This is a genomic window from Adlercreutzia shanghongiae, assembly GCF_035830635.1.
GTDB lineage: Bacteria > Actinomycetota > Coriobacteriia > Coriobacteriales > Eggerthellaceae > Adlercreutzia > Adlercreutzia shanghongiae.
Genome location: NZ_JAYMFI010000019.1, coordinates 1 through 24,334 on the forward strand (window position 1 = coordinate 1; position 24,334 = coordinate 24,334).

The 24,334-nt window shown below is 63.7% G+C and carries 20 protein-coding genes, 1 rRNA gene and 1 pseudogene; 19 read left to right on the forward strand and 3 right to left on the reverse strand.

The features are described 5' to 3' along the window. From rrf to moaC, 13 genes are all read left to right on the forward strand, one after another. Window positions 1-102 (forward strand): 5S ribosomal RNA (rrf, locus tag VJ923_RS09075); the annotation flags it as partial. A gap of 254 nt (window positions 103-356) precedes the next feature. Continuing rightward, window positions 357-1,253: an acetamidase/formamidase family protein gene (locus tag VJ923_RS09080; RefSeq protein WP_326440727.1), complete on the forward strand. Its 897-nt coding sequence runs from the start codon at window positions 357-359 to the stop codon at window positions 1,251-1,253. Window positions 1,254-1,421: 168 nt separating this feature from the next. Then, window positions 1,422-2,351 (forward strand): molybdate ABC transporter substrate-binding protein, encoded by a 930-nt coding sequence (locus VJ923_RS09085; RefSeq protein ID WP_326440729.1) that lies wholly within the window; start codon window positions 1,422-1,424, stop codon window positions 2,349-2,351. A gap of 84 nt (window positions 2,352-2,435) precedes the next feature. Then, on the forward strand, window positions 2,436-3,929 hold the full coding sequence (modB, locus tag VJ923_RS09090; protein ID WP_326440731.1) for a molybdate ABC transporter permease subunit: 1,494 nt from the start codon (window positions 2,436-2,438) through the stop codon (window positions 3,927-3,929). Further along, on the forward strand, window positions 3,926-5,032 hold the full coding sequence (locus VJ923_RS09095) for a sulfate/molybdate ABC transporter ATP-binding protein (RefSeq protein ID WP_326440733.1): 1,107 nt from the start codon (window positions 3,926-3,928) through the stop codon (window positions 5,030-5,032). The genes modB and VJ923_RS09095 overlap by 4 nt, the downstream gene beginning before the upstream one ends. 261 nt (window positions 5,033-5,293) lie before the next feature. After that, window positions 5,294-6,055, forward strand: a complete 762-nt coding sequence (locus VJ923_RS09100; RefSeq protein WP_326440735.1) for a hypothetical protein — start codon at window positions 5,294-5,296, stop codon at window positions 6,053-6,055. 39 nt (window positions 6,056-6,094) lie between these two features. After that, the gene (locus tag VJ923_RS09105; protein WP_326440737.1) at window positions 6,095-8,983 is read left to right on the forward strand and encodes a molybdopterin-containing oxidoreductase family protein; all 2,889 of its coding nucleotides are present in this window, start codon (window positions 6,095-6,097) and stop codon (window positions 8,981-8,983) included. Continuing rightward, a complete protein-coding gene (locus tag VJ923_RS09110) occupies window positions 8,983-9,591 on the forward strand; it encodes a 4Fe-4S dicluster domain-containing protein (RefSeq protein ID WP_326440739.1) in 609 nt (202 codons plus the stop codon). Before VJ923_RS09105 ends, VJ923_RS09110 begins: the two co-directional genes overlap by 1 nt. A 226-nt stretch (window positions 9,592-9,817) precedes the next feature. Continuing rightward, window positions 9,818-10,561 carry a TorD/DmsD family molecular chaperone gene (locus tag VJ923_RS09115; protein ID WP_326440741.1) on the forward strand — a complete coding sequence of 248 codons (744 nt, stop codon included), beginning with the start codon at window positions 9,818-9,820 and terminating at the stop codon, window positions 10,559-10,561. Window positions 10,562-10,570: 9 nt separating this feature from the next. Next, window positions 10,571-11,302, forward strand: a complete 732-nt coding sequence (locus tag VJ923_RS09120; protein ID WP_326440743.1) for a ferric reductase-like transmembrane domain-containing protein — start codon at window positions 10,571-10,573, stop codon at window positions 11,300-11,302. A 62-nt stretch (window positions 11,303-11,364) separates the two neighbouring features. Further along, window positions 11,365-12,930: a helix-turn-helix transcriptional regulator gene (locus tag VJ923_RS09125; protein WP_326440745.1), complete on the forward strand. Its 1,566-nt coding sequence runs from the start codon at window positions 11,365-11,367 to the stop codon at window positions 12,928-12,930. Between the two features lie 97 nt (window positions 12,931-13,027). Continuing rightward, window positions 13,028-14,029: a GTP 3',8-cyclase MoaA gene (gene moaA, locus VJ923_RS09130; protein ID WP_326440747.1), complete on the forward strand. Its 1,002-nt coding sequence runs from the start codon at window positions 13,028-13,030 to the stop codon at window positions 14,027-14,029. Window positions 14,030-14,123: 94 nt separating this feature from the next. Next, window positions 14,124-14,627 (forward strand): cyclic pyranopterin monophosphate synthase MoaC, encoded by a 504-nt coding sequence (moaC, locus tag VJ923_RS09135; RefSeq protein WP_326440749.1) that lies wholly within the window; start codon window positions 14,124-14,126, stop codon window positions 14,625-14,627. Between the two features lie 400 nt (window positions 14,628-15,027). Here the strand turns inward: moaC and VJ923_RS09140 are convergent, their stop codons facing one another. After that, a complete protein-coding gene (locus tag VJ923_RS09140; protein ID WP_326440751.1) occupies window positions 15,028-16,830 on the reverse strand; it encodes an FAD-binding protein in 1,803 nt (600 codons plus the stop codon). A gap of 268 nt (window positions 16,831-17,098) precedes the next feature. Between VJ923_RS09140 and VJ923_RS09145 the strand changes: the two genes are divergently transcribed. The 4 genes from VJ923_RS09145 to VJ923_RS09160 all read left to right on the forward strand — a co-directional run bounded on the left by VJ923_RS09145 (window position 17,099) and on the right by VJ923_RS09160 (window position 22,227). Then, on the forward strand, window positions 17,099-18,559 hold the full coding sequence (locus VJ923_RS09145; RefSeq protein ID WP_326440753.1) for a helix-turn-helix transcriptional regulator: 1,461 nt from the start codon (window positions 17,099-17,101) through the stop codon (window positions 18,557-18,559). Window positions 18,560-18,716: 157 nt separating this feature from the next. Continuing rightward, entirely contained in the window at window positions 18,717-19,517 is an 801-nt protein-coding gene (locus VJ923_RS09150; RefSeq protein ID WP_326440755.1) for a YebC/PmpR family DNA-binding transcriptional regulator, read from the forward strand. A gap of 263 nt (window positions 19,518-19,780) precedes the next feature. Further along, window positions 19,781-20,581, forward strand: a complete 801-nt coding sequence (locus VJ923_RS09155) for an SDR family NAD(P)-dependent oxidoreductase (RefSeq protein ID WP_326425924.1) — start codon at window positions 19,781-19,783, stop codon at window positions 20,579-20,581. Between the two features lie 251 nt (window positions 20,582-20,832). Continuing rightward, entirely contained in the window at window positions 20,833-22,227 is a 1,395-nt protein-coding gene (locus VJ923_RS09160) for an RNA-binding domain-containing protein (RefSeq protein ID WP_326440757.1), read from the forward strand. A gap of 70 nt (window positions 22,228-22,297) precedes the next feature. Here VJ923_RS09160 and VJ923_RS09165 read toward each other — a convergent pair whose 3' ends face one another. Then, the gene (locus VJ923_RS09165; protein WP_326440758.1) at window positions 22,298-22,648 is read right to left on the reverse strand and encodes a type II toxin-antitoxin system PemK/MazF family toxin; all 351 of its coding nucleotides are present in this window, start codon (window positions 22,646-22,648) and stop codon (window positions 22,298-22,300) included. Further along, on the reverse strand, window positions 22,635-22,925 hold the full coding sequence (locus VJ923_RS09170) for a type II toxin-antitoxin system RelB/DinJ family antitoxin (RefSeq protein WP_326440760.1): 291 nt from the start codon (window positions 22,923-22,925) through the stop codon (window positions 22,635-22,637). The genes VJ923_RS09165 and VJ923_RS09170 overlap by 14 nt, the downstream gene beginning before the upstream one ends. 351 nt (window positions 22,926-23,276) lie before the next feature. Here VJ923_RS09170 and VJ923_RS09175 point away from each other — a divergent pair, with 351 nt between their 5' ends. Both VJ923_RS09175 and VJ923_RS09180 read left to right on the forward strand, forming a co-directional pair. Beyond that, a complete protein-coding gene (locus VJ923_RS09175; RefSeq protein WP_326440762.1) occupies window positions 23,277-24,251 on the forward strand; it encodes a hypothetical protein in 975 nt (324 codons plus the stop codon). Between the two features lie 6 nt (window positions 24,252-24,257). After that, window positions 24,258-24,320, forward strand: a pseudogene (locus VJ923_RS09180) (zinc-ribbon domain-containing protein); the annotation flags it as partial. Window positions 24,321-24,334: the final 14 nt, after the last annotated feature.

Below are 24,334 nucleotides of genomic sequence, written 5' to 3' on the forward strand. Positions count from 1 at the left end.
GAGTGGGGGATCACCCGATCCCATTCCGAACTCGGCAGTTAAGCCCCACCTCGCCGAAAGTACTGCGGCGCCAGGCCGCGGGAGGACAGGTCGTTCCGCTCGCAGGGGGCGCTTTGTTATGTTCCGAACGCCTGATGGCGTTCGGATTTGGCTGACGCTGCGGTTCCGACAGGCGCCTGCCCTCGCACCTCAAAGCTTTCCCTCGCGTACCTAAGTACGCTCAGCCGCTTTTCGGCACGATTGCAGGTACCTGCCGCAACCTCGCTGACTTCCTTGGGCGAACCCGTGAGATATAAGAATATGTATTATAATTTTTGGCACCGTTGAGGTGTCTCTTTTGTTTTTAGGAGGAGTGCATGATCGAGTTGGGCGATGAGAAGGTGCTCTATGCCTTCGATAAGGAGCTTGAGCCGGCGCTGACGGCGCCTTCGGGGGCCACGGTGCGCATTCGCACGAAGGATTGCTTCGGCAATCAGGTGCAGCGGCCCGAAGACGAGCTTGACGAGATTGATTGGGACCACATCAATCCCGCTACGGGCCCTATCTTTGTCGAAGGCGCGGTGGCTGGCGGTGCTTTGAAGGTGACCGTTGAGGCTATCGAGTTCGACGAGCAGACCGCCTCGTGCACGGGCGAGGGCGAGGGCGTGTGCGGCGATCGCTTCAACGCTTGGAGCACGCATCTGTGCAAGATCGACGGAGACGAGCTTGTGTGGGACGAGACCCTGCGTATTCCCCTGCGCCCCATGATCGGCGTCATCGGGGTGGCTCCCGCCGGCGAAGCGGTCAACTGCGGCACGCCGGGCTCCCACGGCGGCAATATGGACAACACGGCTATCACCACCGGCGCGACGCTGTATTTCCCCGTGTCTGTCGACGGGGCGCTCTTCGGCTGCGGTGATATGCATGCGGCTATGGGCGATGGCGAGATCAGCGTGTCCGGTGCCGAGGTGGCCGGATGGGCCACGGTGACGCTTGAGGCCCTGCCGGAGCTTGCGATCGCCGATCCGCTCATCGAGAACGCTACCCATTTCGGGGTCATTGCCTCGGCAGAGTCCCTGGACGCGGCTGCAGATCGCGCGGTGCATGAGATGGTCGATCTGATCTGCGAGCGTACGGGCAAGCCGGCCGATGAGATGGTCATGCTGCTGTCGCTCGTGGCCGATGTGCAGGTGTGCCAGATGGTGGATCCGGAGAAGACCGTGCGCTTCATGGTGCCGAAGTACGTGTTGGACAGCTTGGGCTTTGCCCTGTAGGGCATCCTGCGCGCTATAGCTCTTCTTGGCCCCGGCTCTGACGAGCCGGGGCCTTTCTGTTCAAAATTATTCGCCAGTAAGAATAATAAGTCTTGTGCTCATATATCGAGAGCGCTATGATAGGCGCGTCCATTATTCATGGGCAAGGATAATAACGACGGAGGAACTATGAAGAATATGACCCGTAGGATGTTTGCCGCCGTGTCGGCAACGATGATGGTGGCGGCCCTCGGCCTGAGCGGCTGCGCGAGCGACGGCGGCGCTCAGGATGCATCTGCCGACGCCAACGAGACCCAGGAGCAGGCTGCTCCCGTGGCAACGACCGAGGAGCCTGCGGGTGAGCCGGTGGAGCTGCAGATTTTCGCTGCCAACTCGCTGACCAAGGCGATGGCCGAAGCACAGGAGCTGTATCACGAGCAGCACCCCGAGGTGACCTTCGCGGATACGCAGTACGAGGGCTCGGGCACGCTGGTGGAGATGCTGGGCGCCGGCCAGTACGCGGATGTTCTCATCACGGCCTCCGCGGGCAAGATGGACGACGCTGCCGAGGCGGGCTATATTGCGGAGGATACCCGCAGGACCATGTTCAACAACGACCTCGTGATCGTCACCGAGGAGGACGGCGATCTGGCGGGGAAGGATATCTCGCTTGAGGACATCGCTGCGGGTGCGTACACGCTCGCCGTTGGCGACGAGAGCGTTCCCGCGGGCAACTACGCCTGCCAGGCCCTGACCACGGTCGGCGGCTATATCGAGCCTGATGGAGCCACGGGCCCGGAGGCGACGGGCAAGGGCGGCACGTTCTCCGAGACGCTGAAGCCCATGGTGACCCTCGGCGGCAAAGTGGGCGATGTCTGCAAGTACGCTGAGACGGGCGAGGTGGATATCGCCATGGTGTACACCTCCGACGTGTACCGCATGGGCGGTGTCGCTATCTGCACAGTGGTGCCGGGCGATACCCACAAGCCGATCACCTACCCGGGCGCGGTGTGCGCCGGCAGCAAGCACACCGAGGCGGCCCAGGCCTTCATCGACTGGTGCATGACCGATGAGGACTGCGCGCAGATTTGGGAAGAATGGGGCTTCGAGCGCGCCTAATGCGGCGAAGCTCGGCCGGCCGTGCTACAAGAAGCGCTAAACTGATGGGCGGATCAATCCGCCCATCAGTCTGAGAGGGGATTCATGGTGAGGCGTCTTTGGGCGATGGTGCTCATGCTGCTGGTGCTTGCGGTGCCGGCTGGTACTGCTTGGGCCGATGGGCCGGCAGCGACCTCCTCGGCGGAAGTCGAGGTGGCGGCCGATGGCGATGCGGCCCGCATGGAGGGCTGCTCGTTCGCCGCCGAGGGCTTCGAATGCTCCCGCACGGGCTCGGCCCGCGAAATCGACGGGCGGTCCTACGGCTACACCTACCGCCTCAGCGACCCAGAGCGCGTGGCCGTGGCCAACACTGCCGACTGTGCGGTTATGTTCATACCCCGGCAAGTTGCCGACCAATTCGGCATCGAAAGCCCCGACGACGGGGCGGTGAGCGATTTGTGGAGCCTTATGGAGGCTCTGGACAGCAACTTCTCCGCCGGGGTTGTGCCTTTGCGGAATCAGGATGAGCGCTATGTCCTCATTGGAACCGTGGGCTCGCAGACGGATACCTCGCTTACGGTGGGCGAGGCGACGTTCACGTTCGCGCGGGAGATAGGCGCGGGGCGCTACTACGTGACCATCGAGGGCCCCGATGCCGCCTACGATGTGAAGGCGGAGCTGCGCCCGGCTCAGATGGACAGCGCGCATCTGGTGCCCGCCGAGGGCCTTGCGCTCGCCCAGGAGGGCACGCCGCTCGAGCAGCTCGGCGAGTTTCTGGCCACGATGGACTATTCCCCGCTGTGGGTGACGCTGCGCACGAGCGGCGTGGCCATCGTGTTCGTGTTCTTCCTGGGGCTTGCGGCGGCCTATTTCACGCTGCGCATCTCGAAGCGCGCCCAGAACATCTTCGATACCGTCTTCACCATTCCCATGGTGCTGCCGCCCACGGTCTGCGGCTTTCTGCTGCTGTCGCTTCTGGGGCGCAACACCGCTTTCGGGCGCTTCTTCCAAGACATCGGCTTTCCTTTGGCCTTCAGCTGGCAGGCCACGGTGATCGCCGCGGTGGTGGTGGCCTTCCCGCTCATGTACCGCAGCGCTCGCGGGGCCTTCGAGAGCCTGGACCCGAACATGCTGGACGCGGCGCGCACCTTGGGGTGGTCCAACGGGCGCATCTTCATGAGGCTCATGCTGCCGCTGGCCTGGTCCTCTATCGCCTCGGGCACGGTGCTCGCCTTCGCCCGCGCCCTGGGCGAGTTCGGCTGCACGCTGTTCCTCGCCGGCAATCAGCTGGGAAGTACCCGCACCATCCCCATTGCCATCTACTTCGAGTGGATGAACGGCAACACCGAGGCCACGTGGTTCTGGACCATCGTGCTCATGGTGTTCAGCTTCCTGGTGATCATGTTCATCAACTTGTGGAGCCGTCACACCACACGCTACCGCCAGCGCAGCGATTACGAGGGGCGCTCGCCGAAGCCCCGGCGCAACGGCACGCGCGGCGGGGGACGACGCGGGCGGGCGGCCGCGGCGGACGATGGGCTGGAGGAGGCCGAGCGTACGGTATCTGACGGCCTGATGGCGGAAGGAGGGGAGCGATGAGCCTGTCGGTGGATATTCGCAAGAGCTATGGGAGCTTCACGCTGGACGTGGCCTTCGAGGCGGAAGACGAGACGCTGGGCTTTCTGGGCGCCTCGGGCTGCGGCAAGAGCCTCACGCTGCGCTGCATCGCGGGCATCGAGACGCCGGATGAGGGCCGCATCGTCGTGAACGACAAGGTGTTCTTCGATTCGGAGGCCGGACTGAACCTCACGCCCCAGCAGCGCAAGACGGCGCTGCTATTCCAGAACTACATGCTGTTCCCGAACCTCACCGTGGCCGAGAACATCGGTGCCGGCATCGGGCGCGAGGTGGCCAAGGAGGAGCGGGCGCGGATTATATCCGAAGAGTTGGAGCGCTTCGGCCTGCGCGGCTTCGGCCAGCGCTACCCGGCTCAGCTCTCGGGCGGCCAGCAGCAGCGTGTGGCGCTCGCCCGTATGCTGGCGGCGCGCCCCGGCATCCTCATGCTGGACGAGCCCTTCAGCGCCCTGGACGCGCACTTGAAAGGAGTGTTGGAGCAGAGTCTCGTGAGCCTGTTCGAGGCCTTTGAGGGCACCATTTTGTACGTGAGCCACGATATCGACGAGTCGCTGCGGTTCTGCGACCGCATCGCCGTGGTGGATGCCGGGCGTATCGCGGAGATGGGCACGGGGGATGAGCTGGTGAACCGTCCCCGGTCGGTGGCGGGGCTGAAGCTGTCGGGCTGCAAGAACGCCGTGCCCGTAGAGCGGGTCGACGGGCGCACCGTGCACGCCCCGCGCTGGGGGGTCGATGTGGCCTGCGCCGCGGCGGTGCCCGCCGATGCGACATGCCTGGGGGTGCGCGCCTTCTACATCGAGCGCGCGGAGGGGCCGGGCGAGAACTGCTACCGGATGCGCGTGGATCGCACGAGCGACTCGCGCTTCGAGCGCACGGCGCTGCTCGCGTTCCTCGATCGCGACCCGGCCGATGCAGCGGTGCCCTTCGACGGGAACGAGATGAGCTATCTGCACCAGCACCTGTTCTGGCGCGTGAGCAAGCGCGATACCGACGTCCCGCTGCCCGAGGTAGGCGATGAGCTGTGGGTTCGCATCCCGCCCGACAAGGTGTACCTTGTTTGCCGCTAGGGCGTTCTACCTCAAAGGCGCGAAGGAAAATCCCAGGTAGACGAGGTCACTCACCCAGGCTGCGTGAGGTTTCACGTGGCCTTTTTCGTAATTTCAGGCAGTCTGCGGGTAGCTGAGAAACGAGCTTATCCCCTATAGTTCCAACCTGTGAGAGCCGTTTCGAGTCTGCTTCATCGCGAAGATGAGCTTGACGGAGAAGCGGTATGGAGGAGAACCGAATAGGTGAGGGGAGGGTCGCATCCGCTGCGATGCGAAGCATGCATGGTTGATGTTCAGGACCGCGGTATTCCGCGCACCGATTCCCAGGCCGACGACGAGAACGTGGAAGTTCCCGCATCCGTCGATGCCTCTATTTCCGTCGAGGACTTGCCCGACGCCTCGGAGTTGACGTTCGAGGAGAAGCTTGCGGCGCTCAATATGACGGTGATGCGCCACCCGCTCAATCGCGAGATTCTCTATAAGGCGCTCGCCTATTGCCGCGAGGAACGCCCCCTGCGTGAGGCCGAGGACTACATCGCCTCGCTTCCCCAGTTCGAGCTCGCCACCCAGAACCAGTACTACCTGCTCATGTCGCTTGCGAAGGCCCACGGTCTTGAGCTCATCGAGCGCGACGAGAGGGGCGAGCGCGTCTTCGATGACCAGAAAGAGGGCCTTTCCGAGGACGAGGTGGACGACCTTATCGCCTCCATCTCCTTCAAGACCACCGAGGTGGGCGACTACTTCGTCGATTACAACAAGCCCCAGGCACGGCTCGCCGACCTGCTTGGCCTGGTTCCCGAGCGTGCCGATACCTATGTCGAGCTGCTTCGGTTCGTCGAGAGCGAGCCGCGCCCCTATGGGCAGATCGAGGCTCTGCTGCGCGGCAAGCCGGCGCTGCAGACCGTGATAGACGGCCGCCTCGAGACCATGCAGCCCTCAGTTTTCGTAGACAAGCTCGAGCGCGCAGGTGCTCTGGTTTGGAAGGATGGTTGGACGTTGACCGAGGAGGGAAGGGAGTTTCTGAGAGATCTGACGTCGAACTGAACCGTACCGTAACGTAAGGAAAGAGGAGAGGAAGACAACATGTCAAAGACCAATTTGACACGCCGCAGCTTCGTCAAGGTGTCCGCGCTCGCGGGCGCGGCGGCGGCCGTGGGCGCCTCGATGGCCGGCTGCATGCAGGAGAGCGCGCCGCAAGAGGACCTCGCCGGCACCGGCGAGGGCGGGCCTTCGAGCACCGAGGGCCTCACGCGCGTGCGCACGAGCTGCCACGGCTGCATCCAGATGTGCCCGGCCATCGCCTACATGAAGGACGGCGTGGTGGTGAAGCTGGAGGGCGACCCCGAGGCGCCCGTGAGCCGCGGCAGCCTGTGCATCAAGGGCCTGAACCAGCTGCACACCATGTACAGCCCCCGCCGCATCCTGCACCCGCTGCGCCGCGCCGGCGAGCGAGGCGAGAACAAGTGGGAGGTCATCTCCTGGGACGAGGCCATCACCGAGGCGGCCACCCATATCAAGGAGGCCATCGACCAGTACGGCAACTACGCGTTCTTCGCGAGCGTCGGCGGCGGCGGATCCTACTCGTTCATGGAGGCCATGACGCTGCCCATGGCCTTCGGCAGCCCGACCGTGTTCGAGCCCGGCTGCGCCCAGTGCTACCTGCCCCGTTGGGCCCTCTCCAAGCTCTTCTACGGCGGCGACGACCAGTCCATTGCGGACAACGCCGTGCAGGAGATCTTCAAGGTCGAGGACAACAAGACCGAGATCGTGGTCATCTGGGGCGCCCAGCCCTCCGTGTCCGAGACCGCCGAGTCGGGCCGCGGCATGGCCGAGCTGCGCGCCGCCGGCGTGAAGACCGTGGTCGTGGACCCGAACTTCTCGCCCGACGCCGTGAAGGCCGACGTGTGGCTGCCCGTGCGCCCCGGCACCGACACGAAGCTTTTGCTGTCGTGGTTCCGCTACATCTTCGAGAACAAGCTCTACGATGAGGAGTTCACGAAGTACTGGACGAACCTGCCCTTCCTTATCGACCCGGACACCAAGCTGCCGGTGAAGGCCCAGGAGCTCTTCCCGGACTTTGTGCAGACGACCCCCGAGAACACCCCGGCCTACGTGTGCTTCGATCTGAAGACGAACGCCGTGGCGCCCTTCGAGTACTCCGCTCCGGCCGATGCCGCCGTGGACCCCGAGATCTTCTGGGCCGGCGAGTTCAACGGCAAGCAGTACAAGACGGCCGGCCAGATCTACAAGGAGGAGGCCGACCCCTGGACGCTGGAGAAGACCGCCGAGGAGTGCTGGCTTCAGGCCGATAAGATTGAAGAGGCCATCAAGCTGTACGTCGAGAACAACGGCGGCATTGCCAACGGTGTGGCCTCGGATATGACCGAGTCGGCCTCCCAGGTGCCGCTCGGCTGCATGGGCCTGGACTCCATCATGGGCCGCATCAACAAGCCCGGCGTGACCATGACCCAGAAGGGCGGCGGCTATTTCGCCGAGATGACCGACTCCGGCGAGACCAAGCTCGTGCGTCCCGTGACCTACAACAACGGCTTCGGCGGCATGTTCTCCGACATGTACGGCGTGGGCGCGGTCATCGGTATGTCCGATGCCGAGAACGAGGCCCGCATCAAGGCCCTCGGCGAGGCCATGCCCGACTCCCAGCGCATCCTGAACAAGCTTCTGCAGGACCGTTTGGGCATGAAGGACCACAAGGGCCTCTACGCCTGGTGCCACTCCCACATCCCCACGGTGCGCAACGCCATCGCCACCGGCGAGCCGTTCAAGCCGCGCGTGTGGTTCGACATGTCCGGCAACAAGCTGGCCATGCTCGGCAACGCCAAGTCATGGTACGACGTGTTCCCCGAAGTGGACTACATCATCGGCCAGTACCCGCACCTCACCTCGTTCCACATCGAGGCGTGCGATCTGGTCTTCCCGCTGCGTGAGTGGCTGGAAGAGCCCATGGTGAACATGACCCAGCTGGACACCCAGTGGCTGCAGAACGAGTGCGTGCACATCGGCGAGACCGTGTCGCATTCCATCCCGGCCGCCCAGGTGGTGGCCAAGTGCCGCGAGATGTGGGGCGGCCACATCCCGAACGGCCTGGAGCTGGGCGACGGCACGGCCTATCTGGGCAGCCCCAACGAGGCGGCCGTCAAGCAGGGCGTGGCCGACACCCTGGGCGCTCCCGACTGGGAGACCCTGCAGGCCAACGTGGACGAGTACGTGCCCTGCATCACGCCCGACTACTGGAACTACAACCAGCACGAGCAGATCTGCGACGACGGCCTGCCCTCGGGCTTTGCCACCGAGTCCCGCAAGGTGGAGACGTACTGCCAGATGCTCATCCGCATGGCGCGCGACGGCTATCCGTACTGCTACCCGGAGCCCCAGGAGGCCTGCGAGGACTACAGCCCCATCTGCGTGCCCATCGAGCCGGTGGAGAGCCCCTACGAGGGCATGCCGGGCTACGACGCGGAGTACCCCTTCGTACTCACCTCCGGCCGTGTGCCCTACTTCCATCACGGCACCATGCGCCACGCGCCGTTCAGCCGCGAGCTGTTCCCCTGCGCCGAGATCCGCATCAACCCGGCGAGTGCCGCGGAGCTGGGCATCGAGCACATGGACTGGGTGAAGGTCACGAGCCGCCGCGGCGAGGTGCACGCCCGCGCCTACCTGACCGAGGGCGTCCATCCCAAGACCGTGTGGATGGAGCGCTTCTGGAACCCCGAGTGCTTCGACGCCTCCCAGGCCAACCCCACCGGCGGTTGGCGCGAGTGCAACGTGAACGTGCTCACCAAGAACGACGCCCCCTTCAACGAGGTGTACGGCTCCTACACCAACCGCGGCTTCACGGTGAAGATCGAGAAGTCCACGCGCCCGGAGAACATCTGGGTGGAGGCCGAGGAGTTCGAGCCCTTCATGCCGACCCAGGAAATGCTCGCTGAAGCTCAGACGAAGGATGTGTTCTAATGAAAAATACGCTTGTCATCGACTTGGACCGCTGCTCGGGCTGCGACTCCTGCGTGGCCGCCTGCAAGCACGAGAACCAGATGAACCTGGGCGTGGTGCGCAACCACGTGTCGGCCATAGGCCCCGTGGGCACCTTCCCCGACATCGAGATGTACTGGCTGCCCATGCAGTGCCAGCAGTGCGAGAACCCCGGCTGCATCGAGGTGTGCCCCACCGGCGCCTCCTACCGCGACGAGGAGACCGGCATCGTGCTCGTGAACGCCGAGGACTGCATCGGCTGCGAGAGCTGCCTGACCGGCTGCCCCTACGGCGTGCGCCAGATGAACCCGAAGACCAACACCATCGAGAAGTGCACGCTGTGCTTCCAGCGCAAGAACGACGAGACGTGGGAGCCGGCCTGCGTGCACAACTGCTGCTGCGGCGCCCGCATCTTCGGTGATCTGGACGACCCGGAGTCCGCGGCGAGCAAGGCCGTGGCCGCCGCCGGCGATGCCGCGCACTATCTGTGGGATCCGGCGAGCTTGGCCCCCACGACGGTCTACATTCTCTCTGAGAAGACCGCCAAGTGGCAGGAGGAGCCCGTCGAGGTCACCCGCTACGAGAAGTAAGTAGCTTCGCACTACCCGCGAGGGGCGCTGCTTGCCAGCCAGCCGACGGCGCCCCTTCTTTCACGCACGTCTTCCGGCCGCCCCTCCCTCCCTACCCGGCGGCCGGAAGATGCGCAGGGCGCGTCCTGCAGATGCAGGGCAACCGAGGCCGCTTTGCCGCGCGCAGCGACAAGGATGCCTCGGTTGCTCTACAATGCGAGGAGAGAACAAGAGGAGAGGGGAGTCTATGGACGACGCTTTGGGACATGCCGAAGGCGGGAAGCCAGTCGGGGCCAACGAGGTCACCGAGGAGATGATCGCGGCCTGTGAGGGCCGTGCCGCCTTCTACGACATGCTGGCCGCCATCTACTTCCGGCCGCTTACGGCCGAGCAGATCGAGAACATCGCCGAGATGGACTGGTCCGAGTACGCCGATTTGAACGAGCTGTTCGCCGACGGCCTGAACGATATGGCCCGTTACCTGCGCAAGCGCAACTCCGGCACCCGCCAGGAGCTGGCCGTGGACTTCACGAGCGCGTTTGCCGGCACCTCGTCGTGGAAGGGCCGCTACGCGGTGCCCTACGAGAGCGTGCATACGAGCGAGGAAGGGCTCATGTTCCAGGACGCCTACCACGAGGTGTTCCAGCTGTACAAGGCCAACCACGTGGCCAAGGCCGAGGGCTACGACTTCCCCCACGACCACCTGTCGTTCATGTGCGAGTTCCTCGTGGTGCTCTCCGGCCGCATTGCCGAGGCCCTGCGCGCCGGCGACGACGCCGAGGCCCTGCGCCAGGTGAACGTGTCCCGCGCGTTTCTGGCCGACCATATCCTGTCGTGGTTCGACACGTTCCAGGATTTGGCTCTGCTGCTTCTTCAGACGCGCTTCTACCGCGGCATCCTGAAGGTGTCCAAGGCGTTCTTCCTGGAGGACGCCGAGCTTCTGCAATCCATCGCCGTCGAGCTCGAGGAACGCCTCGAGGCCGGGGAATAGGGGTACGTCATGGATTTCGCCATCATCCTCCTGGTCACCATCGCCGCCTGCTTCGCCCTGCGCAATCCCGTCAAGGCGTGCCCGACGGCCTTCTACGCCGTCGCCATCGCCGTGGACGTGCTGTTCGTGTTCGGCTCCACCGTGGGCCTGCCCCGCGCCGTTTGGAGCCCGCTCTTTGTGCTCATCCAGAAGTGCGAGCTGTCGCTGGCGATGTTCGTCGTGGTCATGTTCATCGGCTGCCTTGCCAAGGAGTCGCGCGCCTGCAAGTGGCTCAAGCCCATCCGCAGCGAGCTGTCCATTATCGCGTGGTTCCTCTCGCTGGGCCATATGGCGGTGTATCTGGAGAGCTACCTGCCCCGCATCTTCGGGGGCGGAGCCATCTCCGGTAACGTGATGGGGGCCTTCGCGCTGGCCATCGTGCTGCTCGTGCTGCTCATCGTGCTGGGCGTGACCTCCTTCGCCTTTGTGAAGAAGACCATGCGCACCGAGACGTGGAAGAAGGTGCAGAAGCTGGCCTATCCGTTCTTCGGCCTGGTGTACGTGCACCTGCTGCTGATGCTGCTTCCCTCGGCGCTGCACGGCGGCCTGGCTGCTCAGGCGTCGGTGGCCGTGTACTCCGTGGTGTTCGTCGGCTACGGGCTCTGCCGCACGGGCCGTGCCCTGCTCGATCGGCAGGACGCCGGCGCTCCGGCCAGGGCGAGCGCGCCGTCGTTTTCCGAAGAGCCGGATTTGGTGTCCTAGAAAAAGAAGCTGAGATGCAAAGCGCGCCTTGGAAAAGGCGCTCTTTGCGCTAAGGGGATGACATGGCCGCGACCAATACCTTTCTGGCTAAGCTCGTAAGGGCCTGGCCGGCGCTGCCCTACATGGCCCTAGGGGCGCTGCTCGCCTCGGTCTATATCGCCAGCTCCGGCACGGCTTGGCTGTCGGACACCGAGATGAACGGCGGGAATCTCTCCACGCTCATCATCGCGTCGAGCCTGGCCTTCGGCGCGGTCATGCTGGCGGGCACTTTTGCGGCACCGAGGGTTCGCGTGGGGCTGGAAAAGCCCTTTGCGGCCCTTTGGGGCGGCGCGATGTCGTCGGCGGGCAGCCTGCTCGTCATTCTCATTGGCCCGTACTACTTCTACTACCTGCTGCCCGGTTGGGCGATCATGACGCTCTTCATCTTCGGCGCGGTGCTGTTCGGCGCGGGTCTGGGTGTTGTCGCCCTGCGCTGCGGACAGCTCTTCGGGGCGCTTCCGCCGCGGCAGGTCATCCTGTACGTGGCGTACTCCCAGTTCGTTGTGGGCGCCTCGTTCTTTATCGTAGTGGGCTCTCCCGCCTGGGCTCCGGTGTCCGGCGGCCCCAGTTTGGCCGGCATTCTCGTCTTCGTGCTCCTGCCCGCCGCCGCGGGCTTTTTGGCTATGCTCTCGCGCTACAACGAGCAACCGACCCAGGGGCTGGAGCGCTCGCTGTCCCGCGCGTCGCTGCCGAAGTCCTTCTGGAAGCTTCTGGCCGTGGTGTTCGTGTTCTCCTGCATCGTCTCGTCGGTTTACGCCTCCTCGGTGGCGATCTCCTCCATCGATACGACGCTCAATGGGTCGCGGCTCGTCATGCTCGTGCGCATGGTGCTCGCCCTCGCCCTGGCCGTCGTGGCCGTGGGCACCGAGGGCGACCGCTTGAACTTCGGCAAGCTCTACTCGGTGGTCATGGTGGTGTCCGTGGCGCTCGTGGCCTGCCTGCCCTTGGTGACGGTGCTGCACACGGTGCTCTCGCAGATCGTGTCGCTGGCCAGCGTCGTCTTCGAGCTGTTCCTCTGGTGCACGCTGGCCTTCATCGTCTTTCAGCGCCGGGTGTCGGCGGTCATCGTGTTCGGCTACGGCTACGGCGCCTACCAGTTGGGCAACGGTATCGGCTGGCTGTCCGGGGCCCAGGCCCTGGGATCGCTCTTCGGCGCCGTGGGCGAGGCGTTCGCCTATATGATCATGGCGCTTATCGTGCTCGCCTGCGCCTTCGTCATCTTCTCGGAGCGGGAGTTCGACCGCCTGTTCATCCCGCAGGTTGAAGGGGCGCCGACCCTTGACGAGCTGCTCATGCAGGATCTTACCGCCGAGCGCGCCGAAGAGGGGGAGGGCGACGAGCCGGCGGTGAAGAAGGGTCGCTTCGGCGTCGCCATAGAAGAGCTCACTGAGACCTACCAGCTCTCGCCGCGAGAGACCGATGTGCTGCGTTGCTTGGCCATGGGCTACAACAGCTCCACGACGGCGAGCAAGCTGCATATTTCCTGGAACACGGTACGCACCCATACGCGCAACGTCTACGGCAAACTGGGCGTGCATTCCCAGCAGGAACTCATCGCGTTGGTGGACGAGGCCACGGCGGGGGAGTAAGGGCCGCGCCTCGGAGGCGGCGGCTCTATTATGCTCGTTGCGGTTTATTCCCTCTTGTGTATAATAGTTTCCCGAGAGACGACCTTGAGGGGGAGCTGTGAAGGACTCGCACGGCAGGACCATTGACTATCTGCGTATTTCGCTGACGGACCGCTGCAATTTCCGATGCGTCTACTGCATGCCCGAGGACGGCGTGTGCCAGATGGCCCACGACGAGATTCTGCGCATCGAGGAGATCGAGCGCCTGGTGCGGGTGGCCGCGGGCCTCGGCATCAAGAGCGTGCGGCTCACCGGCGGCGAGCCTCTGGTGCGCAAAGGCGTGGTGGATCTGGTGGCCGCTATCACCGACGTTCCCGGCATCGAGAACGTGTCCATGACCACCAACGGCGTGCTTTTGCCCCGCATGATCGACGACTTGAAGGCCGCGGGGCTCTCGCGGGTGAACATCTCGCTGGACACGCTGGACGCCGACCAGTTTCGTGCCATCACGCGGGTGGGCCGTCTGGAGGACACGCTCGCCGGCATCGACGCGGCCCTTGAGGCGGGGCTCAACCCCGTTAAGGTGAACGCTGTGGCCGTGCGCAGCCTCGACCAGGATTTCCTCGAGTTCGCGAAGCTTTCCATCGACCGGCCGCTGCACGTGCGCTTCATCGAGTACATGCCTGTGGGCGATACGAGCGAAGATGCGGGCACGGGCTGGGGCAAGGCCGATGTGATTCCCTCCGAGGAGCTCTTCCAGATTATCAATCGTCGTGCCGCCGCGGCCGGCCTTCCGTCGCTGCGGGCGGCAGGGAGCGCCAAGCCTTTGGGCTGGGGCCCGGCGCGCTACTTCGAGTTCCCGAACGCCCGGGGTACTGTGGGCTTCATCAGCCCCCTGTCGCGTCACTTCTGCAGCGAGTGCAACCGCCTGCGCGTGACCGCCGACGGCAAGGTGCGGCCCTGCTTGTTCTCCGACGACGAGTACGATGTGCGGCAGGCCCTGCGCGCCGGCGACGACGAGGCGGCCCGCGATGTGCTGCTGACCGCGCTCGGCGCCAAGCCCGACGAGCACCACGACAAGGTAGGCACCGACCGGAAGATGTCCCAAATAGGCGGCTAGACGCCTTGCGGCTCTCAAGAGCCGACAGATTGAATCCGCAGGGGCAGACTTCGGTTCGCCCCCCCCCTCACCCAGGCAGAGCAAGGAGCACCCCATGACCGAGCAGCTGACCCACATCGACGAGAACGGCGACGTCCGCATGGTGGACGTGTCGCAGAAGGCCGACACCGAGCGCGTGGCCGTGGCCGAGGGCTTCATCTCCATGAAGCCGGAGACCCTCGCGCTTATCGTGGAGGGCAAGGCCGCCAAGGGCGACGTGCTCGCCTGCGCCCGCGTGGCCGGCGTGATGGCGGCGAAGAAGACGAGCGACCTTATCCCCATGTGCCACCCGCTGAACATCACCAAGGCGAAGGTGGAGTGCGAGCCGGTGCGCGCGGGCGAGCGCGCCGACGGCCGCGTGGGCATTCGCGTGATTACCACCTGCGGCGTCACCGGCAAGACCGGCATCGAGATGGAGGCCCTCACGGCGGCTTCTGTGGCGTGTCTGACGGTCTACGATATGTGCAAGGCCGTGGACCGCGGCATGGAGATTTCCGACGTGCGCCTGCTACGGAAGGACGGCGGCAAGACCGGCCTGTGGCTGCGCGAGAACTCCTAGGCGCGAGCGCATCCCTGCTATTCTGCTTGCAAAACGACGGTTAGCGTAGTCCTCTCGCTTCGAATGCTCGGATTGTGAAGATGCCACCTGGGAAAACTCGGTCTGTTTTCTCGGATGGCATCGCTGAAACTACGCTACCCGTCATTTTGCAAGCAGAAATCCGCCCAAGCGGTGCGACTGGACGCAATGCGCGAAGCCCCCGGCCTGGGAGGGAGAGGCCGGGGGCTTCGCGCGTCATCTGCGGCTTCGAGGGATTCGGGCCGCAACGGGTATGGCGGCAGGATCGGGTGCTTCCACTCGGTGAGACGCCCGGGAAGTCGGGAGCGCCGCTGGAAGGGGCCGACCGATAAGGCCGGGCGCGCCTCCTGCGAGAGGGGAGCGCCCGGCGGGAGCGTACGGGCTAGCCGAGGAACTTCGCCACGGACTTGCCGCACTCGCGGCCGAGCACCAGCGCGAAGGCCAAGGACACGCCTGGGATGGGGGTGATGTACTCGGTGCCGAAGCGGCGGCCGCAGTCGTTGCCGGCCATGTACAGGCCGGGGATGGGCTCGTAGTTGGCGTCGAGGGCGTTCTGCTCGCCGTCGGTGATGATGCCGCCCATGGTGACCATGGTCTCGCCGAGCACCGGGTCGAAGGTGCAGGCGTAGAAGGGGCCGTCCTTCACGGGGAAGAGCACTTCCTTCGCGCGGCCGAACTCCTCGTCGGCGCCGGCCTCGCAGTAGCCGTTGTAGCGCTCGATCTGCGCCACGAACTCGGTGGCGGCGTCACCGGTGAGGCCGAGCTGGCCGGCCAGGCCCTCGAGGGTGTCGTCGGCGATGAACTCGACGGAGGTCATAGGACCGCCGCCGCCCGGGCCGCCCTGGCCCTCTTCCTGCTCCGGCTCCTCGTAGGTGCCCTTGAACTTGGCGTAGGCCTTGTCCAGGTCGTCGCGCAGCGACTGGATGTTCTCCTCGGTGGCGTTGAATCCGGCGTGCTGGGGCAGCGTGTACTGGCGGTACTCGGTGAAGTTGTTGTCGCACACGGCGTACTTGGTCTTGCGGCTCATGAACGTGGTCTGGTAGCCGCGCTGCTCGCTGGTGGGGTAGAACTCGTTGCAGAAGCGCTTGCCCGACTCATCGATCCACACGGCCTGGGGCAGGCAGTTCATCTTGCCGGGGACGGAGAGGCCCTTCATGTTCATGCCGGCGATGGGCGTGGTCTCCAGGTGCGCGCCGGCCCAGTAGGCCATCTGCACGCCGCGGCCGTCGTTGGCCGACATGGAGTTCAGCTCCTCGCCCTCCACCAGGGCCTGGGCCATATCGGGCATGAAGTAGGCCATCATGTCGGGATTGCCGCCCATGCCGCCGCAGGCGCAGACCACGGCCTTGCAGTTGATCTTCACGTAGCCGTCGGCATCGGAGGCCACAAGGCCGGCCACGGCGCCGTCCTGCATGATGATGTACTCGGCGGTGGTGCCGAAGAAGAACTGGGCGCCCTTCTCCTCAGCGGCGGCCTGGTTGTACATCTGGATCTTGGTCTGGTTGCACTCGCCGTAGAAGGAGCACACGCTCGGCCAGAACTTGATGCCCGACAGCTCGGAGAGCTGGTGCTCGGTGGGCGGGAAGAAGGCCGTCGTCATGGTGGCGAAGTCCTCTTCGGTCAGACGGTCGAGGTACCAGTTGGAGTTGGCCTCGGAGTTCTGGGCGAACTTCATGACGAGGGCGGGGTTCGGCATGTTCGAGGTGATCTTCATGAAGTTCTGGTAGAACTCCACCGGATCGATGTGCGGCACGCCGCGCTCCTGCAGGATGGCCGCGTTCAGCGAGGCGAACTCGTTGCCCACGGCGGCGTAGGTGTCCTCGGGCTGCTTCTCGATGAGGATGACGTTCTTGCCCTGCTCGGCCAGCTCGCGGCAGGCGGTGATGCCGGCGAAGCCGTGGCCGCAGACGACCGCGTCGCAGTTAAGCTCCTTGGCGAAGTCGGTCACCTCGGCCGGCGGGGTCATCCAGCTGGTGTCCTTCACGTTGTGGATGTGCACGTCGCTCGCGCCGGCGCCCTGAGCGGTCGCCTCGGCGCCCTCTGCGGCATTGCCCGCAGCCGCACTGCCGTTGCCGGCGGCCGGCGAGCAGCCGGCGAGCCCGGCCGCGCCTGCGGCCATGGCGGCCACGGCGCCCATGCCGATGAACGAGCGGCGGGACATGCCCTTGATGTTCTCCTTGCTCATTTCCCTGTCCTCCCTTGGTGTCGGGGTCGTTGACTCGCGGCGCCCTCTGCACCGCGATGGCCCCATGCTGGCACGGGATGGTGCCCGCGAGAAATCGTCGGAACGGGGTATTTGCCGGAATCGCTCCTCGCGGAATTGGGGTAGATACGGCTAAACTGCAGGTCAGAACGGATTTGAAAGATAATGGAACGGCGAGTCCCCACTGCGTCAACATTGGGTATACTAGGCGGCGATCTGTTGCGACGCGAACCGGGGAGGGTGACGTCCGTTGCATCTCAGCTCTTCGTTCAAATTGGAAACGCTCATGCTGGCGGCCTTTCTGGTCACCTTGCCCATCTACGCTCCGAACCATCTTCTGTTCGAGACGGGCGTGTACGATACGGGTGCCTATATGGCTCCCTTCGCCAACACGCTTCTGGGCGTATCGGTGGTTGCGGGTCTTGCCGCGGCGTGGGCGTCGGCGCGGCCGGGCGGTGCGGCGCGCCTGCTCGGGCGCGGGTGGGTGTTCGCAGGTTCGGGATGCTACCTGGCGGGCTACGTGCTGTTCGTGCTGGCCGCGGCAGTGCCGGGCTTCGGCGCGGCGCCCCTCGCCGCAGCCGCAGGCGCGCTTCTGGGCCTGGGCACCGTGGAGCTTTCCGTGTGCTGGGGCGCCTACATGGCCCAGTACGACCTGCGCCAGGCGCTTCTGTGGGTGGCGGTCATGGTGGGGCTGTCGGCCCTGTTGGAGATGCTGCTCGCCTCGGTGACCTTCGCCGTGGGGCTGCTCGTGTTCTGCGTGCTGCTGCCGCTCGGGTGCTTTCTGCCCTGTTGGAAGGCGGCGCAGGGGCGCTTGTCCGACCGCTTTGTCGCCGAGGGGGCGCAAGGCGACGCGCCGCTCACGCTGCGGCGCGGCCTGCTCGCCATGATGCGGCTTCTGGCCATGCCCTTTGCGGGCCTTATGGTGTTCGCCTTCCTCATGGGCGCGCGGAAGTTCATCCTGTTCGACGTGGTGCACATGGAGGTGCTCGGCTGCGTGCTGGGCGCGCTCGTGGTGGTGCCGCTGTGCTTCGTGCGCTCGTCGCGTCCGCTTCTGCCGGTGATTTACCGCCTGGTGCTGCCGGCCTTCGCGCTGGCGCTCATCTTCCTGGACAGCTTTCCGGGCGGCAGTGTGCCTCTGTGGTTCGCAGCGTGGCTGTCCTACGCGTTTTTCGGGATGCTGGCTATCCTGGCCCTGGCGAGCCTGGCGGCGTTGGCCCACGGCGGCGAGCTTCCCTGCGGCTTCATCTTCGGTGTGGCGGTGGCGGCTTTCGCGGCGTTCTCCATCCTGGGGGTTGCGGCTGCTGCGACGCCGCCCTTCCAGGAGCAGGAGGGCGGCCCGGCGCTGCTGGTGGTGAGCACGCTGTTCTTCGTGGCGCTTATCGGCGAGGCACTGATGTCGCTGTGGCGCGCCTCGCGGGGAGCCGGCGAGGCGCCGGCGACCGATGAGGGCGACGAGTTGCCGGGGCGCCCGGTGGCGGTGCCGCGCCCGCTTAATGTGGCGGCCCGCTGCGACGCTCTGGCCGACGAGGCGTCGCTTACGCCCCGCGAGCGGGAGATACTGGGGTATTTGGGGCGCGGCCACGGTATTGCGTTCATCGCCGGCACGCTGGTCATATCCGAGTCCACGGTGCGCACCCATGTGAAGGCCATCTACCGGAAGGTGGGCGTGGGCTCCCGCGAGGAGCTGCTGGCGCGGGTGGACGAGGGCTAGCCGCGAGAGCGTGGCGGGGCGTCTCCGGCGAATCCGCGGACCGGCCCCGTCCTCTTCCGTAGAAAAAACGTGCAGCGCCGGGCGGGTATTTTCAGGGAAGCGGGCCTTGTGGTACCATGAGCCGCTGTTATATTCGTGTTTTCGAAGGGACGTATCCATGTCAGGGCATTCTAAGTGGGCAACCACCAAACACCGCAAGGCCGCGCAGGACGCTAAGCGCTCGGCTCTGTTCTCCAAGCTGGCTCGTAACATCACCGTGGCGGCCAAGGAGGGTGGCGACCCGAACCCCGACAACAACGCGTCGCTGGCCGCCGCCATTGAGAAGGCCAAGGGCTATTCCATGCCCAAGGACAAGATCAAGACGGCCATCGACAAGGCCTTCGGCTCCGGCAAGGACGCCGCCAACTACGAGACGGTCGTCTACGAGGGCTACGGCCCGGCCGGCGTGGCGGTGCTCTGCGAGGCGCTGACCGACAACCGCAACCGTACCGCGGCCGACGTGCGCGCCGCTTTCTCGCATTCCGGCGGCAACCTGGGCACCTCGGGCTCGGTGGCGTTCCAGTTCGACCGCAAGGGCCAGATCGTGGTGTCCAAGGAAGTGGAGACCGGCGACAAGAAGAATCCCATCGCCCCCAACGGCGCCGCTGCCGACGAGGAGGAGTTCATGCTGGCCGTGGCCGAGGCTGGCGGCGACGACTACGAGGATGCCGATGAGGAGTGGATCGTCTACACCGCTCCGGGCGACCTCATGGCCGTGGTGAAGGCGCTGGAGGCCCAGGGCGTGGCCGTGAAGGGCGCCGAGATGACCATGATCGCCAACACTCCCTCCGAGGTGTCGGTGGCCGACGCGAAGAAGGTCATGCGCCTCATCGACAAGCTGGAGGAGTTGGAGGATCTGCAGGCGGTGTACCACACCATGGACATCACCGACGAGATCGCCGAGGCGTTGGACGAGTAAACCGCTCTTTCGCATATCGCGCAGCTTCAAGGGCGCCGGGCTTAAGGCTCGGCGCCCTTTTTGCGTGCGGGTGGCGTTCGGCGTGCCAGGAGGGGGCGTTCCGAAGCGCAGTCAGCGCTTTCTGCGCCTTTCGGGGACGCGGATGGCCCGCGCAACATTCCGGAAACATCGGCGCGGGGAAATCTGGTAGGGTGAAGGGCAGGTAAGGGCGCGGGAGGCTTGCCGCTGCGCGCGGCGCCCCGCCATTCGACAAGGGAGGCTCCATGGGTTTTCTCGAAGGTAAGACCGCCATCATCACCGGCGCCGGCTTCGCGGCGCTGAAGGACGGAAGCGCCGGCTCCATCGGCTACGGCATCGCCACCGCTTATGCCAAAGAGGGCGCGAACCTCGTTATCACCGGGCGCAACGTGCAGAAGTTGGAAACGGCCAAGGAGAAGCTGGAGGCCGAGTTCGGCATCAAGGTGCTCGTGGTGGCCGCCGACGTGAACGCCGGCGCCGACAACGCCGCCGTGGTGCAGAACGTGGTGGACCAGGCCATCGAGACCTTCGGCCGCATCGACGTGCTGGTGAACAACGCCCAGGCCTCCGCCTCCGGCGTGACCTTGGCCGACCACACCACCGACCAGTTCGATCTGGCCATCTACTCGGGCCTCTACGCCACCTTCTACTACATGCAGGCGTGCTACCCGCACCTGAAAAAGACCAAGGGCTCGGTCATCAACTTCGCCTCGGGCGCGGGCCTGTTCGGCAACTTTGGCCAGTGCGCTTATGCGGCGGCCAAGGAGGGCATCCGCGGCCTCACGCGCGTGGCCGCCACCGAGTGGGGTCCCGACGGCATCAACGTGAACGTGGTGTGCCCGCTGGCCTGGACCGCTGCTCTGGAGAACTTCCAGGAGGCCTACCCCGAGGCTTTCGAGGCCAACGTGCACATGCCTCCCATGGGTCACTACGGCAACGTGGAAACCGAGATCGGGCGTGTGGTGGTGCAGCTGGCCAACCCCGATTTCAAGTTCATGAGCGGCGAGACCCTCACTCTGGAAGGCGGCATGGGCCTGCGCCCGTAGAGCGTCCTCTGGCAACAGAGTAGTCGTAAAGCGGCCCGGAAAGCATCGCGGCTTTCCGGGCCGATTCTTTCTGGTTGCGTGTTTGGATGTTTTAGGATGTGGCGGAGGGAGCTAGCCACTCGGCCGCGCCTCAACGTTTCCCTTATTTCCCTATTTCTTCCCTTATTTCCCTATTTCTTCCCTTATTTCCCTATTTCTTCCCTTATTTCCCTATTTCTTCCCTTATTCTGCTTTCAATGGAAAGGAGAGGGATGATGGAGCGCTCTGTCTTCGAGAATATACTGCAGCAAGGTGAATCTACGACAGTCGAGTTTAAGAGATGCGGTTCTAAGCCAGAGCGAGATTCGCTCGAGACGCTATGCTCCTTCGCCAACAGGAACGGCGGCAGTCTATTTCTGGGAGTGACGGACGATGGAATCGTGCAAGGCATTCCCTCGCAGAGCATACTTGATGTGGAGCGTAATCTCATCAACTGTACGTGCAACCCCAAGTTGGTCAATATGCCGCCTAGTTTGGAGTTCGAGCAAATCGAGTATGACGGGCGATGGGTTTTGCGTGTTTGGGTGCCACCCACCCAAGGCGTGTTTCGTTTCAAGGGCAAAGTGTACGATAGGTTCGCCGATGCCGACGTTGTTTTGAGAACCGATGCTCAGATTGCCTCCCTCTATCTGAGGAAGTACTCGGTGTTCACCGAGCAACACATCTTTCCTTATTTGCGCATCGATGATTTAGAGCCTGGTCTTATCGATAAGTGCCGGAAGATGGCCTCAGCCAGAAGGCCGAATCATCCCTGGGCTGAAATGGACGATTTCGAGCTATTGCGAAGCGCGCAGCTTTACACAAGAGATATAGAGACGGGAGCTGAGGGTCTCAACCGGGCTGCTGCGCTACTTCTCGGTCGTCGTGAAGTTGTGCTCTCCGCGTGTCCCGCCTATAAGACTGATGCGGTGTTTCGCGATCAGCAGGCCGATCGCTACGACGATAGGGAAACAGTGAGGGACAACCTCGTGACAGCCTATGGCGCGCTGCGCGACTTCTGCGCGAAGCATCTTCCCGACCCGTTTTACCTCGAGGGCGACCGTCGAGTGAGCGTACGCGATATCGTGGTGAGGGAGATGGTATCCAATACGCTTATCCACCGTGAATTTACGAGTCCTTTTCCCGCGAAGCTCATCATCGATGAGACGGGTCTGCGAACCGAAAACGCGAGTCGCGCTGTTTTCGAGGGGCGTTTAACGCTTTCCGATTTCAATCCCATACCAAAGAACCCGATCATTGCGAATTTTTTCACGCAAATTGGCTATGCGGAAGAGCTAGGGAGCGGTTTTCGTAATTTGGAGAAGTACGCAAAGGCGCTGTTTGGGGCCGATCCCGTACTCGAAGAGGGTGATGTGTTCAAAGCGCGCATTCCTCGCGGGGAGGATTCGCATGCGAAATCGAAGACGGGCAACTCTCTGAAGGAAGGTGTGAGACTCGCCATTATCGCTCTTTTGGAAGAGAGGAAGTCGCTGACGGCCGGCGAAGTGGCTGCCGAACTTCGCATCTCATCGAAAACTGCGGCGAAATATCTTAAGGAGCTTGTGGCGGAAGGCCTTGCTGAAGCCGATGGGAATGTAAGAACGAGGCGATATTATTGGGCGGGATGAGCGGCGAGACCCTCACCCTGGAAGGCGGCATGGGCCTGCGCCCGTAAACGCTTTTCGGACCGATTCGCCGTTAGGTCTCGTTTCTATTATCTGAATCCAGCGCGGCGCAAACGAGCTCGTAAGTCGAAAGGGACAGCTGTCCGAGCGGCGTATCCCTCAGGAGCTTGTCGCGCCGCACCTCAACAAGGGGCTCGACTTGCACCCAGGAGGGCCGACGAAGCCCGCAGGATTCCCAGTCCGAGATCTCGACAAAAGCGGACCGTTCGTAGTTTGCTGACGCCGTTATCTTCGCGGTAATGACGCTCGCCTTCCCGGAGGCGTCCAAGATGACGACGGGGCGTACCTTGCCTACGCCTTGGTGGTCAGCAAACTCGACATAGGCAAGCCAGATGTCGCGCGGTGCGGGATCACACGAGGTCATCGTAGAGCCCCTCATCCTCGGGGCCGTCCATCCAGGCTGGAAGGACGGTGATGCCCGTAGCGGGATTCGGGCGCAGCGTCTCCCGGCCGCTCAGGGCGGGGGAGGGCTCGGGCCGCAGGTCGAAGGGGAGGCCGCCCACCTCGACGGACTTGCGCATGAAGAGGTTGAAGGCCTCGCTCAGGGAGAGGCCCCATCGGTCGTAGACGCGCCGGGTCTGTCGCTTCAGCTCGTCGCTCGTGCGAAACTTGATCTCGGCATCCTTCGTTGCAGTTGGCATGGTGCACCTCCTTGTTGCGGCCCTAATGTTACCACAATCGGGTACGTGGCTGGAACGGAGGCGGTGCACAGTGCTCTATTGTAAGAGACTCGTCGCGCGTCCCGTCGGCTAAAAAAAATCTTAGTAGCGTCGCCAACCTGTGCTAAACTTGCCGACATGCTGTTAACGAAGCGCACATACACTTGCCTGGGGGGGGGTCTCACCGCTAAGACGGCGTGAGCCCTCGCGCGCTAGCGCAGCATTTCCGCGGGACGAGTTCCCGCAGCAATCACGTAGATACAACCGAATAGCACGAGATCATGCGGCCGTGCGTTACGCTGTTCCGGCCACTTTCGCAAAGGAGTGGTTCTGATGAGCGACGATGCTTCTTTGACATTGGGCGAGGAGCAGTCGTATCCCGTCGCATTCGGGGAGGTGCAGTTCTCTGAACGTGAGGCAGCGGATGCGTTTTGCAGGATTGCGGGCAAATTCTACGAGAGAAATTTCGGCGTAGCATCAAAGACGGAAATCGAGTTGGTCATGTTCGAGATTCTTGCTGAAAAGACTCGCGGTTTGTCCGATTTGGCGTTAGCGAAGCGCCTCGGGATTACTCCTCAAATGGTTAGCAACCGCAGAACGAAGCTAGCGCTCAGGAACGATTTGGGCTCTTGCGACTGGGCTGCATCTCTTTTGGAAGTGCTGGATTCGAGAACCTACGTCCTCCGTGAGACAAAAAGTGGCTGCGAGATGAAGATCTTGTTTTCGTCGAAAATGGCGGTTTATGAGTTCGAGGATGCGCTGAAGGGGTGTGGCCATTACTTCGATAACAGCTTCAACAGTCTGGTAGTCGTCACGCCGATGTCGGCGGTCTTCGATCTTCTATTTCAGGAGATGGCGGGTCTGCCCATGCCCAAAGGCTGCGAGAACCCGGGTCCGGGGGGATATATCAAGTACTGCTTCGAGAAGAGGAAAATCAAGGACCCTCAGGTAAGAGAAGCTATTGCGAAGCTGTGGAAGAGCGAAGCATGTGCGAAAACGTCGGCTGTCGTCAAAGGCATCGGCAAAAGTACGGTGCGCATCGCGTTCAGCACTGCATTTAAAAATCTCACGATCGATCAAGTTGCAAACTGCGCAACTGCCCTCTACTCGATCGTCGACAGCTATATAGAGGACAGCAAGCCAGCGGGAGAAAAGGGAGACGGCGGAGAAGGCGAGGGGAAGAGGAGCGACTCTTTTCCAATACAGTTCTTGAATAACATCAAGGGTATTGCGAAGTGCCTGACCAAAAGGGAAGAGCTTGTTGTTGAAGAAGGCGTTCGTGGTGACGTGGCACCGAAAGAAAGGTAGGTAGGTATGTTCTGTCCTAAGTGTGGTAGTGAGATTGCGGAAGGGTCGGCCTTCTGCGGGAAGTGCGGGGCGTCTGCGGGCGC

Bases quoted from the DNA above. Each gene is read 5' to 3' on its own strand.
- VJ923_RS09080 (WP_326440727.1), top strand. From the start codon at position 357: ATGATCGAGTTGGGCGATGAGAAGGTGCTCTATGCCTTCGATAAGGAG.
- VJ923_RS09125 (WP_326440745.1), top strand. From the start codon at position 11,365: ATGGCCGCGACCAATACCTTTCTGGCTAAGCTCGTAAGGGCCTGGCCG.
- VJ923_RS09100 (WP_326440735.1), top strand. From the start codon at position 5,294: ATGGTTGATGTTCAGGACCGCGGTATTCCGCGCACCGATTCCCAGGCC.
- VJ923_RS09175 (WP_326440762.1), top strand. From the start codon at position 23,277: ATGAGCGACGATGCTTCTTTGACATTGGGCGAGGAGCAGTCGTATCCC.
- moaC (WP_326440749.1), top strand. From the start codon at position 14,124: ATGACCGAGCAGCTGACCCACATCGACGAGAACGGCGACGTCCGCATG.
- VJ923_RS09160 (WP_326440757.1), top strand. From the start codon at position 20,833: ATGATGGAGCGCTCTGTCTTCGAGAATATACTGCAGCAAGGTGAATCT.
- VJ923_RS09140 (WP_326440751.1), bottom strand. From the start codon at position 16,830: ATGAGCAAGGAGAACATCAAGGGCATGTCCCGCCGCTCGTTCATCGGC.
- VJ923_RS09115 (WP_326440741.1), top strand. From the start codon at position 9,818: ATGGACGACGCTTTGGGACATGCCGAAGGCGGGAAGCCAGTCGGGGCC.
- modB (WP_326440731.1), top strand. From the start codon at position 2,436: ATGGTGAGGCGTCTTTGGGCGATGGTGCTCATGCTGCTGGTGCTTGCG.
- VJ923_RS09085 (WP_326440729.1), top strand. From the start codon at position 1,422: ATGAAGAATATGACCCGTAGGATGTTTGCCGCCGTGTCGGCAACGATG.
- VJ923_RS09170 (WP_326440760.1), bottom strand. From the start codon at position 22,925: ATGCCAACTGCAACGAAGGATGCCGAGATCAAGTTTCGCACGAGCGAC.
- VJ923_RS09150 (WP_326440755.1), top strand. From the start codon at position 18,717: ATGTCAGGGCATTCTAAGTGGGCAACCACCAAACACCGCAAGGCCGCG.
- VJ923_RS09105 (WP_326440737.1), top strand. From the start codon at position 6,095: ATGTCAAAGACCAATTTGACACGCCGCAGCTTCGTCAAGGTGTCCGCG.
- VJ923_RS09165 (WP_326440758.1), bottom strand. From the start codon at position 22,648: ATGACCTCGTGTGATCCCGCACCGCGCGACATCTGGCTTGCCTATGTC.
- VJ923_RS09095 (WP_326440733.1), top strand. From the start codon at position 3,926: ATGAGCCTGTCGGTGGATATTCGCAAGAGCTATGGGAGCTTCACGCTG.
- VJ923_RS09110 (WP_326440739.1), top strand. From the start codon at position 8,983: ATGAAAAATACGCTTGTCATCGACTTGGACCGCTGCTCGGGCTGCGAC.
- VJ923_RS09155 (WP_326425924.1), top strand. From the start codon at position 19,781: ATGGGTTTTCTCGAAGGTAAGACCGCCATCATCACCGGCGCCGGCTTC.
- VJ923_RS09120 (WP_326440743.1), top strand. From the start codon at position 10,571: ATGGATTTCGCCATCATCCTCCTGGTCACCATCGCCGCCTGCTTCGCC.